The sequence below is a fragment of the Bacillus sp. ISO11 genome, from assembly GCF_003458115.1.
Lineage (GTDB): Bacteria > Bacillota > Bacilli > Bacillales > Bacillaceae_G > Bacillus_A > Bacillus_A cereus.
On the sequence record NZ_QXCO01000002.1, the window covers coordinates 1 to 15,597 of the forward strand.

A 15,597-nucleotide genomic window follows, 5' to 3' on the forward strand; every position below is an offset into this window, starting at 1 on the left:
GACGTGGAAACTGTTTTGATAATGCGTGTATCGAATCATTCTTCTCACATTTAAAAACAGAGAAGTTGTATTTAGTGTGCCCAAAAACATATGAAATGGCCTACCGAGCAATTCAAGAATATATTCAGTTTTATAATACAGAAAGATTCCAAGAAAAACTTCACGGCCTTTCCCCGATAGAATATCGGGAAAAGGCCGTGGCATAATACTCTTTTTATTACTGTCTACTTGACAGGGAGATGACCAAACGCCTCCTCTTATTATTGTTACTTTTGGTTGGTGAATTGATATATTGTGAAAATCGCTGATATAATTTATTTGTTATTATTGTGTTGATACCTCCACCTCTAAAAACGAAAGCACCTCCAACAAATCATCTACGATACGTGAATGCTTAAAATTCCCCCAAAACGAATCTTTTTTCCAAACACCAAGAATCCCTACTTGTTCAGAACCAAGCACATCGTTTTCTGGATGATCTCCAACATAAAGACATTCTTCTGCCTTCACATCTAGTCTTTGCAAAGCACGTTCGAAAATTTCAGGATGAGGTTTTTTAATTCCTTCAGCTTCTGAAACGAGAATGGTGTTTGTATACGTATGTATATGTAGTGCTCGAAGGTTGCTCATCTGAAATTCAGTAAAACCATTTGTAATAATACCAATTTTAATGTTTCGCTGTTTTAACTGTTGAAGTAGTTCATGCGTGTTTTTGAAAGGAATACAATGATGTTGGAAGTTTGTAATATAGTCGTGTAGTAGTTGTTCTTGCGTTAAAGTAGTAATGTTGTATTCGGAAAGGAGAGTAGCATATACTTTATCCTTCCACGTATAGCCATTATTATCGAGTTCAAGAAATCGAGAACAATACTTTGATTTCTCTATGCTCTTCAAATGTGAGGCGAAGCGATTATATTGCTCACAAATAAATTGTTCTAAAGATTGGCGCCGATCTAATAGTGTTCCATCTAAGTCGAATAAGATTGCACGAATCATGGGAAGCCTCCTTGCAGTTTTTATAATTAATTATCGCATATTCGTAAAAAAATGATTATGATATTTTGTAGAATGGAATAATGGGGGATTGTATGAAGGAACTGTATGGCAAGTTAGTGTGTTGTATTATAGCAAGCAGTTTAGTTACAGGATGCGAGAGTGCTATCGAGGTTACGAAAGAAAAAGAAATTTGTAAAACAGAAGAAGAGTGTACGCAAATAGGAGATAAAACATTACAAAAAGTATATAAAAAGATAGAGGGACTTTCAGAACTTGAAAAAGTAGAGGATTATGACATAGAAGAGTATGAAAGTATGAATATGAAAGAGGCGGAACAGAAAAAAGAAGAGGATGACAATTACTTCTTTTTAGCTTCTTATTATATCGATGATGATGAAATTGTAGATCCTTATTTTGAGAAATTGGATCGTAAGAGATTGAATAAAGTTTTTGCAGATGACAAAGTAGCAAAAGATGATTTGTTAAGCCAGCGGCAAGATAGAGAGTATCATGAAACGTTATGGGACATGTATCGCACTCTCATTCCAGTGAAATATCGTGAGAATATAACAGGGTTGGATTTAATAACGGATGGTTATGACGGCGTTGTTGCCCATGTCATGCCAAGTATGGATGACCCGAGAGATTGGTTGCTTAGTTTAGACGTGCTCGATTCTGGGATGAATATAGATGAAGTGATGAAAACATTAATTCATGAAACGGCTCACGTATTAACGATTGGGCATAAACAAGTACCAGTGGATAGGAAATATTTAGAGGCGTTTGATGAAGAGAAAGACATTTCATCATATCGAAATAAATGTAAAACGGTGTTCTTGAAAAATGGATGTGCGAGAAAAACTTCGTATATTAACCAATTTTATAATGAATTTTGGAAACCAATTGAGCAAGAGTGGACAGAAAAGAAAGTAGAAGAAAGTGAAGAGGCACAAATTGAATTTTATAAAGAAAAGCATGATGATTTTGTATCGCTGTATGGAACAACAAATGTAACGGAGGATATCGCAGATACATTTACAGCGTTCATTTTACAAGATTCAAAAAAGGTGAAAGAAGGAACAGAGTTAAAATATAAAAAAATTGCTTTCTTCTATCAGTTCCCTGAGCTTGTAAAAATGAGAGCGGAAGTGCTGTCGGGATTATATGATGTTTCAAAAACGATAGAACAACAAAGTGGAGACTAATGTGAGTTATGCTTTCGATATAGTTTCGTTAAAGAAAAGCGTGAAGAATTTTTAATTCTTTGCGTTTTTTTATGTTGATAAAATTGAAAATTCTGTATTTTTATTAAAAAGAAGAAGGAACTTGCGGTATAAAATAGAATTAGTATAAAAATGTCACAATTTAGACACAATTATAATGCGCGTGTTGTAGGGACTATAAGTTTACTCTCGAGGAGGTAATGAAACGTATGAAAACGATTCTTGCTGTTGCTGGTCTCATTTGGGTAATGTCTCACGGTTTTCCGATTTTTGAAGGGGAGCAAATTCGTAGTGCTTTGAATGAAAAGTTTAATGATTATCATGTGATAGATCGAAAAGATAATGTCGTTACAGTACGTGTGAAAGACTGTTTCCATACAGTTACGGTTGCGGATGGAAACATTACAAATGAAACGAAAATGTGTGATAAAAGGTAAAAGAAAGAAGCTGACTATAGCGCACTGTTTTGAGTCAGCTTCTTTTTCTTTTTCCAATTAGAATTTTTTCAAATGCCTCAACAAATACATACATAAGAGTTGCAAGAACACATGTGAGTAGTACGCTAAGTAAGACGAGTGTGAAGTTAAAGACTTGGAATCCGTAGCTAATTAAGTAGCCAAGTCCTTGTTTGGAAACGAGAAGTTCTCCGAAAATAACACCGACCCAGGATAAACCAACATTTACTTTTAACGTTGAGATAATTGCTGGAAAGGATGCAGGGAGAACGACTTGCTTATAACATTGCCATTTATTTGCGCCAAATGTGTCCATCACTTTTATATAGTTAGAATCGACTTCTTGAAATGCACTGTAAATAACGAGAATGGTAATGATGATGGAAATGATTACTCCCATTGCGATAGAAGATGAAATGTTTGGACCGAAAATAACGATGATGATTGGACCGAGTGCAACTTTTGGCATTGCATTTAGGACGACGAGGTAAGGATCAAGTACGCGGGCTAGAAGTGGCATCCACCAAAGAAATGTGGCAATAATAGCACCGAGTACCGTTCCGAGAATGAAGCCTACTCCTGTTTCCAGCAATGTCGTCCATATGTGGACCCAAAGTGAACCGTCGATCCATTTCGTTAAGAAGAGATCCCAAATACTCGAAGGAGAACTAAAGAGTAAAGGATCGATCCATTCTTTTTTGCTAGCTATTTCCCATAGTGCAAAGAAAAGAATAAGTAGTAAAAGCTGTAATGAGCGAGCAATCCAAGCACGCCTGCGTTCTTTCTTTCGAAATTGTTCATGTAGTTGTTTTATATTATCCAAGTCGTTCCAGCTCCTTCCATATATCTTGAAAGAGGGCTGGGAAATCGTAGTGATGGCGTGCTTCTAACGGTGATAAAGAACGGATACTTTCCGGGACGATAAAGGTTTTTGCGATTTTTCCAGGATTCGCTTGCAGTAAATAAATACGATCACTCATCGCAATCGCCTCTTCAATATCGTGAGTAACAAGTAGTGATGTTTTCTTATATTTATTTAGTAAGTTGAAAACGAGTTCTTCTAGTTTTAATTTCGTTTGATAATCGAGTGCGGAGAATGGTTCATCTAGTAATAAAATTTTCGGATCAGTTGCTAACGTTCGAACGAGAGCAGCACGTTGACGCATACCGCCGGATAGTTCACGAGGATATTGTCCTTCTACCCCATGTAGACCGACTTGTTTTAAAAGATTTAAAGTATGTTCTTTCATCTGTTCATCATAAATCTTTCGAATATGAAGTCCAAGCATAATATTTTCTTCAATTGTTTTCCACGGGAATAAGTAATCTTGCTGCAACATATATCCCATAGATGAAGTTTTCGTTGTAATTGGTTCACCATCTAAAAAGACGATACCATCAATTGGATCAAGTAGTCCAGCAATGATTGAGAGGAGCGTTGTTTTACCGCAACCACTTGGGCCGAGTATAGAAATAAATTCGCCTTCTTCCACTTGTAAGCTCATATCTTCGAGAATAAGTTTGGCATTCTCTTTTGCGAAAAAACAGTGAGAAACGTTACGTATTTGTAAAAAACTCATACACTTCGCCTCTATTTCTTAATAACGCTTTCGGCAATTTTTGTATTGACGAGCGCTTCATGTGGGACTTCTTTTTGTAATTCACCAGCATCTTTCATAATCGTTTGGAGCTGTTTCCATTCTTCCGCATCTAGTAGTGGATTTGTCGCATAAGAATGTTGTTTTTTATACCGTTCAATTACTTTTACTGTAATGTCTTTCGAAGTGTCTTTAAATAGCGGAGAAACAGCATCAGCAATCTCTTCTGGACTATGTGTATCAACCCATTGCTGTGCTTTATAGAGCGCACGTGTGAACTTTTCAGCAGCAGCTTTATCTTTCTTTAAGAAACTTTCTTTTGCCATGAACGTTGTATAAGGAACAGTACCAAATTCATTTCCGAATGAAGCGACGATATAACCTTTACCTTCTTTTTCGAATATGCTTGCAGTCGGTTCAAAGAGCTGCACAAACTCTCCTGTACCAGATGCAAAGGCATTTGCAATATTAGCAAATTCGATATTTTGAATTAAGTTCGTATCTTTCCGAGGATCAATGCCATTTTTCTTTAAAACGTATTCCCCAACCATTTGCGGCATGCCGCCTTTACGCTGTCCTAAAAATGTAACACCTTTTACGTCATTCCAATTAAAAGAGTCTAGTTTTTTACGTGAAACTAAAAATGTCCCATCTGTTTGTGTAAGCTGTGCAAAGTTAATGACAGGGTCTTTCGCTCCTTGTTGATGAACGTAAATAGACGTTTCAGAACCGACGAGAGCAATATCAATTCCGCCAGATAATAGGGCGGTCATCGTTTTATCGCCACCAGCTGTTGTTTGTAGGTCAATATTTAGTCCTTCATCTTTAAAAAATCCTTTTTCAATCCCGACATATAATGGGGCATAGAAGAGAGAATGGGTAACTTCGCCAACGCGAATGTTTTGAGTTTGTTCTTTCGTACTTTCTTTTTTACTACTACAAGCAGCAAAAGTAAAAACAGCTAGTAACATGATGCAAAAAATCGCGATTAATTTTTTCACTATATAACACCTCCTAGAAGTCACTCTACAAGCATGATATGTAGGTAAGTGCCCATATGTGAGTGTAGATAGCAGGAATTTTTTGGGTGGTAAAGAAGTACAAATATAAGGGGTGATAAAATGGAGTACGAATACGATGATAGCGTACATTTACATCTTGATTATTTCGGGACAGAATGTGATATGGAATCGATCGCTTATAAGAGGAAGAATGAAGACGTATGGGATGTGTATTTTAATTTTGGAGTATACGGTATTCAGAAAGACGATGTAGAGTTAGGTAGGTTTATGGACGAATATGCCGGTTATTACGTTTTTTCTGTACATGCTCGCGATCTTAGTTGGGAATTTGGAAGTGCCCAGTTTGAAGAGTGGGTTTTGAAAAATCGGATAGTAGAAAAAACGCTACAAAAATAGGAGGAATTTTGTGATTGGATTTCTCATCTTATTATTTATTTTTGTGGCCGGATTTTTTATTATGCAAATGCTTATTTACCGATTTGCAAAGAAAAACATCCATAAATATACAAAAATAAAATGGTTTCATATGTGGCTACATATGAATATGAAAAAAGGACCGAGATTAGATTTTTTTGATTTTGTAGTTATAGTGCTCGTATGTATCGTATGGAAAATATGGCTGCTTCCTTTTATATAATACACATACTAATCATTTTCTCTTTTCGTTATAGTAATAGTTGTAAAAAACTTGCATTTATACGTAAAACAGTGAGTGGTGTTGTGAAAGATATTTTGACAAATACAGACACACATACATACGGAATTAAAGTGTGATTACAGAATGGACAAATTGGCCGTGTGTAAAGTGTGGGGGAATAAGAAAGAGGTCGTCCAACGGTGGACGACCTCTTTCTTATTATGCTTGATTAGTGCGGAAGAATGGAAGCTTCTGCACAATGTGAATTAATCCGTATGCAAGAATTAAGCACATAAGAGGATTAATGAAAAATCCATAGCGATTAATTGCTAAGAATAAGTTTGAGAAGATAATGTAAATAATTGAACTTGCTACTAGCATCATAACGCGTTTATGTTTAAATGAATTTAGCATGAAGCAGAAGCTGCTCAAGAATGTACCGATGATAAACACTCTATGACATAGTTGCATAAAGTTGTGAATACGATATTGGTCTACAGCAGGAGCTGTTTTGAATAATTCAATTGTTTTACCGACAGTGAACCAAGAGAACCAATAAGTGAAGTCCGTTTTAAATCCGTTCTTAATTAATTCTTTTGCGTATGCACCTTTGTCATCTAAGCCTTTAGCTCTCATTTCATTTACTATATTTTCATATCCAATTTTATTAAATGGATCTGCACCGGCAATTAGTGGATCTGCACCTTGGGTTGAGAATAAAATAAATTGGTTGAGTGCTAAGTAGTTACGAACAACCCATGCGCCAATAATAAAGAAAGGTCCGATAAACCATAACAATCCGATTCGAATGGATTCTTTAAATCCATATGTAAATAACACAACAAGAACAGGAATGAGCATCATTGGAGCTGGATTTGGACGGAACATAAGTAAAATTGAAACGACAATTCCAAACCATATATGGAATTTCACTTTATTGTATTTCCATGCGAGAACAAATACATATACACATAACGCCAATAAGAATATGGATGGAACTTCTGTTAGCAATGTACGGAAGTATGTATAGTTACTTGGATAAATAGCATATAAAATACTTGCAACAATTCCATAAATGTTTTTTTCGAACAATTCTTTTCCTATTAAGAATACTAATAGCACTGTGCAAAGGTTCATGATCATGTTAATAACAGTTGCTACGTAATAGTAAGGAATTGATGTAATATCAGAAATAATCATAGCGCCAGCTAATAGTAATGGCTGACCTGGTGTAATATATGCATTTTTCCCTGGAACTTCACTAGGTTCTAAATACACATAACCAAATACACCATGTTTTAATAGTTGTTCAGCTGTTAACGAATAGTTAAAGGCATCATTTGCACCATATGTTACTTTGACTAACTCTCCATCTAATCCTGGCTGTTTTACTAAACAAAAAACGTGCAACAGGAAAGAAAGCGCCAAAATTGCATATACCGCTTTAGGCAAACTCTTAAACTTAGTAAGCAAAAATGAGCAACTCCTTTTTTATTAATTCTTTCGTATTTTTATGTGAAATCTTTAATAGTATTAAGGATTTCCAAAACATAGTTATTATATCATAAAGTGGAATGCTGAAATTAAGTTTTTCAAGAATGAGTAATTTGTATACCACAATTTAACTGTTGATTAAGGGAATATTAAGACAATACATTTATGGTAGAAGCAAGTATGCAGACGAAATATGTAATATATGTTATTTTAATAGAAATAGTTCTTTCGATGCGGGGGAAATTAAGACATAGAAACGAGGGAATGAATTGAAGTATGGTTCTACACTTTTTCATCTTCCAAAAAGAAATATATTAATTTCTAGCATTATAAGTAGTATGGTGACTTTATTAGTAATAACTATGCTGTTTATGATTTTAAAGGTTTTTAATTTAGACATGATGAAAGATCATTTAAATCAAAAGCTTGTTTTAAGTGTTATGATGATTTTCATATGGGGCATAACGTTTTATATTACGCATTTCAATAAAAAAGAGATGTCTATACTTAGAGCATCCCTGCGAGTGCATTTTATATTACTTTTATTAGCTCATACAGTAGCGTTATTTTATATTGTCATGCAAGTTAATATGAGTTTCATAGAGGCAATGAATTGGATTTACTTTTATAATATGCAGTTTATATTAAGTTTTGTAGTAATTTATGCAATATATATTCTTGTATATAATTTAATAGGTAAGGTTTTTCTAAGTATGGTTTTAACGAGCTGTACGTTAGTCATTTTATGTATTGTGAATTATTTGAAGCTTATTTTCAGAGGTGATCCGTTATATCCTTCTGATTTCACACAAATTACGCATATGCAATCTGTTATACCGATGGTGATGGACTATTTTAGTTGGAGTTATATTTTTGTCATTATCGTAAGTATCGTAGCTTGTATTGTAGCAGGGATATATATGAGAAGGTATATTCAAAATGTAAAGATTCATCTAGGAATAAGAGCCTTATTAGTAGTAGGATCTATTTTTGTTCTATATGCGTACGGTAATTTTGCGAATACATTTATGAATAAAGTATTTCAAAAATCAGGTGTAGATTTTGTTTTGTGGAATCAAAATGAGAACTATGCTTCAAATGGTTTTGTACTGGGGTTTATTAGCAATTTAGATACAACAGTTATGGAAAAACCAAAAAATTATTCTAAAGAAAATATGCTTCAAATAGCAAACGATATAAAAAAACAATATAGTGGAAATATAGGGAATCAAAAGAAAAAAGAGAAACCGAATATTATTTTTGTAATGAGTGAATCGTTTTGGGATCCGACGAAAGTAACCAACCTTTCTTTTAGTGAAGATCCTGTACCAAATTTGCATCATTATATAGAAAACTTTCCTGGGGGACAAACTATTTCTCCTACATTTGGGGGAAATACAGCGAACGTTGAATTTGAGGCATTAACAAGTTATTCAATGAGTTTGTTAAAGCCAGGTTCTATACCATATCAGCAGGTTATTACAAATAAGAAAGAAATTCCATCAATCCCTACGGCGTTGAAAAAAGAAGGGTATTACACAAGTGCAATTCATTCATTTGGTCGCACATTCTTTAAACGTGATGATGTATATAAGGTGTTAGGATTTGATAAGTTTAATGCAGAGGACACGATGAAAAATGTGGATATTGATGGAGATTATATTAGTGATTTAGCGATGAGTAAAGAGATAATTGCTGAGTTAGAGGAACAAAAACAGCCTACATTTATTCATGCAGTTACGATGCAAAATCATTTTCCATTTACAGAGGGCCGATTTGGTGAAAACCTAATAGAAATTAGCGGGCTAGAAAATGAAGAATCAAAGGGAGAATTAGAGACGTATACAGAAGGGTTAAGACGTTCAGATGAGGCACTTCAATATTTAATAGAGCAACTAGATAATTTAGATAGACCTACATTATTAGTATTCTTTGGAGATCATCTTCCATCACTAGGAACAAATAAATCTTTTTATAAAGAAAACGGGTATATAACGAATGAAAAAACACCGAGTGAACGTTTAGCGATGGCGCAAACGCCGCTATTAATGTATGCAAACTTTGATATGCCAAATGATAATTTAGGTTTAGTAAGCCCAATTCATTTTTCTAATCTTATTTTTGATTATGCAGGATTAAATAAATCCTTATTTTATCAATTTTTATCGGAACTTTACAAGGAAATACCAGTGCTTAGAGATGAATTAAAAGTTGATAAAAATGGAGAAGTAATCAATGATTTAACAAAGAAACAAAAAGAAATGTTAGAGCAATATAAAATGCTCCAATATGATTTACTCGTTGGAAATCAATATAGTACAGATATCCTCTTTAAATAAAAGAAACAAAAAGAACTTGTATAACGATACAAGTTCTTTTTTCATAGTATTTAACGGGGTAACCAGACAAGCTGGGTTTAGGGAGTATTACCTGTACATTTAGTATATATGAAAATGTAATCGTTTTATTTGTGTATTTGTGAGAAATATGTGAATTTTATGTTTTGTGAAAAAATCTATTATATTAACTTTCGTTCTTGTATTGCAGTTGTTATGCATGTAAAAATTTTATCAGTTCTTTATTTAATTCATCCGCTTGATCGATTGGTGAACCATGACCACTATTTGTAAGAGCATGTAACTGAGAATTTTTAATTCGTTGTTGCGTAAGCTCAGCACTTTTGTAAGGAATTAGTTGGTCGTGAACGCCGTGGAAGATTTTTGTTGGGACGTTAATTTTATTTAAATCTTTCGTTACATCTTCATTTGCAGCTGCTTGTAAAATTTTGATAAGGGCATAAGAAGCGGACTGCATACCGAGATAAGAAAACCATTCAAGGGTTGCAGCCCCTAAGTTTCTATTGAAAAAGGATAAAGATACGTCATTTAAAAATTTTGGTAAATTAGCATACATTTGATTAATGAGAGCATCTGCTTGTTCTTTCGGTACACCGTAAGGGGACTCTTGATTTTTAACGAAAGAGGGGGAGACAGCGTCAATTAATGCGAGCTTAGAAATGCGGCGCCCATGATAGCGAGACATATAGCGAATAGAAAGAGCACCACCAACTGAGAAACCGACTAATGTAGCGTTCTCTACTTGGAGTGCTTCTAGAACAATTGCGATATCATCGGCTAATCGATCATACGTGTAACCAGTCCATGGCTTATCAGATTGCCCATTCCCTCGTATATCCATGACGATACAACGAAAGCCATGCTCTGGTAAAACATTGAGTTGATATTGATACATTTGATGATTTAAAGGCCATCCGTGAACGAAGAAAACAGTCTTACTACCTGGACCAGGATTAACGTCTTGCACAAAAATATGCACATCTTTCTCGACAGTAACAAACATAAAACTCCCCTGTTCTATCAATAGGCTCCATTCTAAAAGCTTTGTTTTACTTTTTAGGCCGTCTATATAAAACATCCTCCATAATATACGTATTAATGATCATAGATTTTATGCTCTGTATATAGTCTAAATATATTGCGTTTTTGGTACGATTTTCCTCAAATGTTCGATTTATCTTTGTTTGTCTATGAAAATCATTTATTATAATAAATGGTATTCTTTGAGATGTTATTTTGAAGGGGTGTTGAAGTGAAAGAAAGTTTTCTATCATATAAAGAAGAAGAAAGGAATGCAAAACTCCTTTTATGGGTGTTATATGTCATTGTTATTGTATATCAAATTTTCTATGCAATCGTATTAGAAGATAAATCAATAATGGATAAGGGATACAACATAATATGGCAAGTTATTTGCGGAGTAGCAATACTATGCGTGAATATATATTTACTGAAAAAAGAGAAGGCAAACCTTGTTAAATATGCATGGATATTTGCATACATAGGGATAGAAATCGCTAATATAGTTTCGTATATTTTTTATAATAAGGCGGCGTTTGATGCGACAAATATAATAGAAATTATTCTCATTTTCTTTGTACCCATATTTTTAAATAAAAAATTTTATGTGTTTTTGCTTTCCTCTATTGTAGGAAAATATTTAATTTATTTATTTGTATTAGAGGAAATAAAAGCATTTATGTTCCTTATTATGTGTACACTTATGTTAATAGTTGCATATATCATTTTAAATCGATTTTTACAATATCTTTCAGCCGTAAAGGAAAGTATTGCGATTGCTAGTGAATCACAAAAATTAGCAGTAATCGGAAAAATGGCAGCGACTGTTGGACATGAAATTAAAAATCCACTGGCTTCATTAAAAGGATTTACGCAATTACAACGAGAGAAGCATGAAGAGGATCCTATTTATAAACGTATGATTTTTGAAATAGAAAATATGAATAATATGATAAGTGAGTTGATGGAAGTTGCTACATGCAAACCTTCTATTTATAAGAAACATGATGTAGGAAAAATTGTATTACAAGTAATAACAAGTCTTCGCGGAAAAATGAATGAATTAAACGTGCAGTTTATTTCTAATGTGGAAGAAAAAACAATAGAAGTTGAATGTGATGAACGAAAAATAAGAGGAGTCTTTTTATATACGATAAAAAATGCTTTAGAGGCAATGGAACAAGGTGGCATATTACATTTGCAATTAGAGAATAAAGGGAAAGAATATGTAATAATCAGCGTAATCGATAATGGTCATGGTATTAAGCAAGAAAACTTAACCCGTGTTACAGAAGCCTTTTATACAACGAAACAAGATAAAATTGGTCTGGGACTTACGGTAGCGAATCGAATTGTCGCCGAGCACCTTGGTGAGCTGCATATTTCAAGTGAAAGAGATACTGGAACGAGAATAGACATCATTCTCCCAAGGAAGTGTGGAAATACTGAAATCCAAGTGGAAGAAAAGCTAGGAGTTACCATATGAATAAAGGCTATATATTTAAAAATGAAGAAATAAAGGCATTGAAAGTATTTTTAAGTTTATTTTTTATTATATTTTTTGTGTATGATCTTGCCTATGAATTTATCGTACCTTTAATCGCGGGAGAGCAAGAAGGCGTAGGAAAGTTTGAAGATGGTTTAGGTTTATGGCTTTACTTTTTGACGGTAGTATTGTTTTGCAGTGGAATATACTTTATGAAATGGAAGAATGTTTTTGTGGTAAAGTATATTATTCTAATTGGCTATAATGTATTAGATTGTATCCATAACATTATGATTTATTATGGTAGCGATGCGGAATTTGACGGTGGAAATATAGTAGAAGTATTTTTTATTTTGTTCGCACCAATCTTTGTGAACAAAAGATATTTCTGGTTAGTTCCAGCGATACTTGTCGGGAAGTACGCTCTTACAGGAATCATTATTCAATCTTCTCTCGTTTTAATCCCAATGGCATTATATAGTGTATTTACTATTATATGTTGGATTATATTTTTGAGGGTTCAGTCTTACGTTCGTACGCTTGAGATGATGGACAAAGAAATAAAACAAACAGAAAAACTAGCAGCTGTTGGAAAAATGGCAACGGTTATTGGTTATAAGATTAGAAGACCTTTAGCAAACTTAAAAAAACTTGTGAATAAACAAGCCGACAAGCATCCAGAGGATAAAATTTATAGTGATATTATGAAACAAGAAGTAGATCGGATTCATATAATTGCTACAGAACTTAGTGGATTTGAGAAATCTAAATCACTAGAATCAGAAACTCATAACATACAAGAAATTATCTCTTATGTTATTCGAGTTATGGAAAAGCCTGCTTTAAAACAAGGAGTCCACATACAAGGTATTTACAGTAAAGACTTACCGTCCATTACATGTGATGAAAAACGATTAAAACAGGTCTTTTTTAATTTAATCAAAAATGCAATTGAAGCAATGTCAGTTGGGGGAACAATTACGATTAAAGTTACTGTAAAAGATGGAATCATCGTTCAAGTGAAAGATGAGGGATGTGGTATTCCAAAAGATAAAATTCCAAAGTTAAATGAAGCCTTTTATACAACGAAAGAAACAGGAACTGGTCTAGGTTTAGTAGTTACAGAAAAAATTATTAAAGACCACAATGGTAAAATGAGTTTTGAAAGTGAAGTTGGGGTTGGAACAACGGTTGAGGTTATGTTACCACTGCATTAAATAGAAAAAACATCACTTATTTGGAAGTAATGCTTTTGTGTTCTTCTTAGGTAGACGTTCTAAAAAAGAGGACGATAACGAAAAATAATATATTGATAGTGTAAAAAGAAAATAATGGATGTTTTACTATGAAAAATATATAATGGCTTTGTCTGTTATTTGTTGTAGTTCATTTATATTTCTATTTGTTGACCCGAATCTCGGGTCTTTTTTTTATGAAATGAATTGCTATATGTCAGTGATTAGAAAAATAGAATATATATTCATGCTGTAATACTGGTAGCACCAGTAAACTCGGTGCTACCAGTAGGTTCGTTTTCCGGCACAACGAAAGCATTTACGTTGGTACAGGTGGTGCTTTCACATTTCTCTATTTTTCTGTGGTCGATTGTATTGTGTATATAAATTTAAAAAATGATAGCGTTAGAGCCACCATTTCTCCTGCGGAAGCAAAATAACATCCACATCAAAATTTTCTTTAAACCAATCATACATCAATGTCTCTTTCACTAAATATTCAGAGGCAGAGTGTGACACACCAATTAGAGACATATTCGTTTCTTTTACATAATCCATAATGAGCGAGTATTTATGTCGGCCGTAATCATTGTCGATATGGCAGTGGATTTCTCCTGTAATATATGCTTCAGCACCTTTTTCTTCTGCTTCCTTCATTAAAGATACAACATCGCCACACCCAGCGATAATTGCGATTTTTTTTAATGGAATCATGTCGTTTACCTTCGAAGTCTGTGTAAGGAATCTGGAAGAGTTGTTTTAGATGTTTTTGGAGTGCTTCTGTTGATGTTTCATCTATTTCACAAATAAGGCCAATTGGTTCTTGTTCTGGACCTCCATATGCAAAGTCGTCCACTACAGTAGCGTTTAATGCTTTTGCAATTGAAATACTCGTTCCATGCGTTTGATGAAAATCCATTGGTATGTGACATGTATATATAGAAAGTTGTTTTTCTTTTATTCCTTGCAAATATTTTTCAGGAATTGGTATGAAACCGCGACCGGATCTTCCAAGCGGATCACCACACTCCATTACAAGGGGATGGTGCATAAAGAGTAAATCACCAGGTGTGGATTGTGAAATGAATGTTTCAAGAACGTCATCTGTAGGGAATACAGCTAAAAATACTTTGTTTACATTTTCAGATCCGTGCATCATAAGGCCGTTAAATAAATCTACAAAATTTGCTTCGAAAAATTGTTGCCAAGGAAATTTGATAGGATCATATACGGCTGGGATAAATCGACTAAAGGCACTATCTTTTCCGTATTTTTCAATTTGGAATAAGTGATCGAGTGATTGCTCTATTTTTTTTAAGGCTGGCATGTTTGATAATCCTCCTTAAGATGATTCTTGCTTTATGAGTTGTTTGTATTCTTCGTAGCAAAATAAGAAGCGGATAGGAAACAAATAAAACCTAGGATCCAGCTAATAGAAGGAGAATAGGGAAGTACATGCTGTAATAGCATTCCGCTAGAAATGAAGAAACTACTAAATAGACCTAATAACATGGGATATCGTTGTAGTTTGAACACGGATAGTAAACATCCTTTCTCCTGCATGAACTACTCATAAAAGCTCGATTGCTGAAACTTTATCACATACATTGTATATTAGTCTTAATTTTCTGTATATAACTTTTGAGAAAAATGGTGATACAATATATGAATGATAAGAGAAGAGAGGATGAAGATTAACGTATGTACGTTACTGTAACAGAAGCAGCATATAAAAAGATTATGGATACGATTCCAAGTGAAGCGAAATATATAAAGTTATTTTACGATAATGAAGGTTGCGGTTGTGTTATGAGCGGAATTATCGATTTAGTAGCTGTAGCAGAGAAAGATGAGCGCGATGTGGATATTGAATCAAGCACAATGAACTTTATCGCTGATCGTACAAAGCTTGTATTTATGGATGATAAGTTAACTGTTGATTGGCATGAAGGTGGAGGAACTTTTCAGTTAAAGAGCCCGAGCCAGTTTTATAATCCAAATATGAAGTTACACGTTCGAATATAGTAAAGGAAAGGTGATTCCAAAATGTATTTTGGAATCACCTTTTTTATTT

The 15,597-nt window shown here is 33.9% G+C and carries 15 protein-coding genes and 2 pseudogenes; 10 read left to right on the plus strand and 7 right to left on the minus strand.

Going from position 1 to position 15,597, the window contains the following annotated elements; all coding sequences use genetic code 11:
* Positions 1-206, plus strand: a 206-nt coding sequence (locus D1166_RS01885) for an IS3 family transposase (RefSeq protein WP_141195368.1), incomplete at its 5' end; no start/stop codon positions are given.
* A gap of 118 nt (positions 207-324) precedes the next feature.
* Here the strand turns inward: D1166_RS01885 and D1166_RS01890 are convergent.
* A complete protein-coding gene (locus D1166_RS01890) occupies positions 325-996 on the minus strand; it encodes an HAD family hydrolase (protein ID WP_000617256.1) in 672 nt (223 codons plus the stop codon).
* Positions 997-1,088: 92 nt separating this feature from the next.
* On the opposite strand from D1166_RS01890, the gene D1166_RS01895 reads away from it, so the two are divergent.
* Together D1166_RS01895 and D1166_RS01900 are read left to right on the plus strand one after the other, a co-directional pair.
* Entirely contained in the window at positions 1,089-2,201 is a 1,113-nt protein-coding gene (locus D1166_RS01895; RefSeq protein ID WP_118043236.1) for a recombinase family protein, read from the plus strand.
* Positions 2,202-2,428: 227 nt separating this feature from the next.
* Positions 2,429-2,656 carry a hypothetical protein gene (locus tag D1166_RS01900; protein WP_000849112.1) on the plus strand — a complete coding sequence of 76 codons (228 nt, stop codon included), beginning with the start codon at positions 2,429-2,431 and terminating at the stop codon, positions 2,654-2,656.
* A 34-nt stretch (positions 2,657-2,690) separates the two neighbouring features.
* On the opposite strand, the gene D1166_RS01905 is transcribed toward D1166_RS01900, so the two are convergent.
* Genes D1166_RS01905 through D1166_RS01915 form a run of 3 tightly spaced genes read right to left on the minus strand, consistent with a single transcriptional unit; the run spans position 2,691 to position 5,273 of the window.
* Positions 2,691-3,497, minus strand: coding sequence for an ABC transporter permease (locus D1166_RS01905; protein WP_000368771.1), 807 nt, complete (start codon positions 3,495-3,497; stop codon positions 2,691-2,693).
* Complete coding sequence (locus D1166_RS01910; protein ID WP_000009025.1) at positions 3,490-4,254, minus strand: ABC transporter ATP-binding protein; 765 nt, start codon at positions 4,252-4,254, stop codon at positions 3,490-3,492. Before D1166_RS01910 ends, D1166_RS01905 begins: the two co-directional genes overlap by 8 nt.
* A gap of 11 nt (positions 4,255-4,265) precedes the next feature.
* Entirely contained in the window at positions 4,266-5,273 is a 1,008-nt protein-coding gene (locus D1166_RS01915; RefSeq protein WP_118043237.1) for an ABC transporter substrate-binding protein, read from the minus strand.
* Positions 5,274-5,393: 120 nt separating this feature from the next.
* Between D1166_RS01915 and D1166_RS01920 the strand changes: the two genes are divergently transcribed.
* From D1166_RS01920 to D1166_RS31665, 3 genes and pseudogenes are all read left to right on the plus strand, one after another.
* Complete coding sequence (locus D1166_RS01920) at positions 5,394-5,690, plus strand: DUF3986 family protein (RefSeq protein WP_000455580.1); 297 nt, start codon at positions 5,394-5,396, stop codon at positions 5,688-5,690.
* Between the two features lie 10 nt (positions 5,691-5,700).
* Positions 5,701-5,931, plus strand: a complete 231-nt coding sequence (locus D1166_RS01925; RefSeq protein WP_000578981.1) for a hypothetical protein — start codon at positions 5,701-5,703, stop codon at positions 5,929-5,931.
* A 65-nt stretch (positions 5,932-5,996) separates the two neighbouring features.
* A pseudogene (locus tag D1166_RS31665) lies at positions 5,997-6,068 on the plus strand (DUF2196 domain-containing protein); the annotation flags it as partial.
* 82 nt (positions 6,069-6,150) lie between these two features.
* Here the strand turns inward: D1166_RS31665 and D1166_RS01935 are convergent.
* On the minus strand, positions 6,151-7,404 hold the full coding sequence (locus tag D1166_RS01935; RefSeq protein ID WP_000956220.1) for a glycosyltransferase family 39 protein: 1,254 nt from the start codon (positions 7,402-7,404) through the stop codon (positions 6,151-6,153).
* Positions 7,405-7,694: 290 nt separating this feature from the next.
* Here D1166_RS01935 and D1166_RS01940 point away from each other — a divergent pair, with 290 nt between their 5' ends.
* Complete coding sequence (locus tag D1166_RS01940) at positions 7,695-9,764, plus strand: LTA synthase family protein (RefSeq protein WP_061654618.1); 2,070 nt, start codon at positions 7,695-7,697, stop codon at positions 9,762-9,764.
* 211 nt (positions 9,765-9,975) lie between these two features.
* Here the strand turns inward: D1166_RS01940 and D1166_RS01945 are convergent, their stop codons facing one another.
* Positions 9,976-10,785, minus strand: coding sequence for an alpha/beta fold hydrolase (locus D1166_RS01945; protein WP_097861983.1), 810 nt, complete (start codon positions 10,783-10,785; stop codon positions 9,976-9,978).
* A gap of 249 nt (positions 10,786-11,034) precedes the next feature.
* Here D1166_RS01945 and D1166_RS01955 point away from each other — a divergent pair, with 249 nt between their 5' ends.
* Positions 11,035-12,288: an ATP-binding protein gene (locus tag D1166_RS01955; RefSeq protein ID WP_061654617.1), complete on the plus strand. Its 1,254-nt coding sequence runs from the start codon at positions 11,035-11,037 to the stop codon at positions 12,286-12,288.
* The gene (locus D1166_RS01960; RefSeq protein WP_001032637.1) at positions 12,285-13,505 is read left to right on the plus strand and encodes an ATP-binding protein; all 1,221 of its coding nucleotides are present in this window, start codon (positions 12,285-12,287) and stop codon (positions 13,503-13,505) included. Before D1166_RS01955 ends, D1166_RS01960 begins: the two co-directional genes overlap by 4 nt.
* A 423-nt stretch (positions 13,506-13,928) precedes the next feature.
* Here the strand turns inward: D1166_RS01960 and D1166_RS01965 are convergent.
* Positions 13,929-14,850 (minus strand): annotated as a pseudogene (locus tag D1166_RS01965) (Nif3-like dinuclear metal center hexameric protein).
* Between the two features lie 374 nt (positions 14,851-15,224).
* Here D1166_RS01965 and D1166_RS01970 point away from each other — a divergent pair.
* Positions 15,225-15,548 (plus strand): iron-sulfur cluster biosynthesis family protein, encoded by a 324-nt coding sequence (locus tag D1166_RS01970; RefSeq protein ID WP_000289569.1) that lies wholly within the window; start codon positions 15,225-15,227, stop codon positions 15,546-15,548.
* The last annotated feature ends 49 nt before the right edge of the window (positions 15,549-15,597 follow it).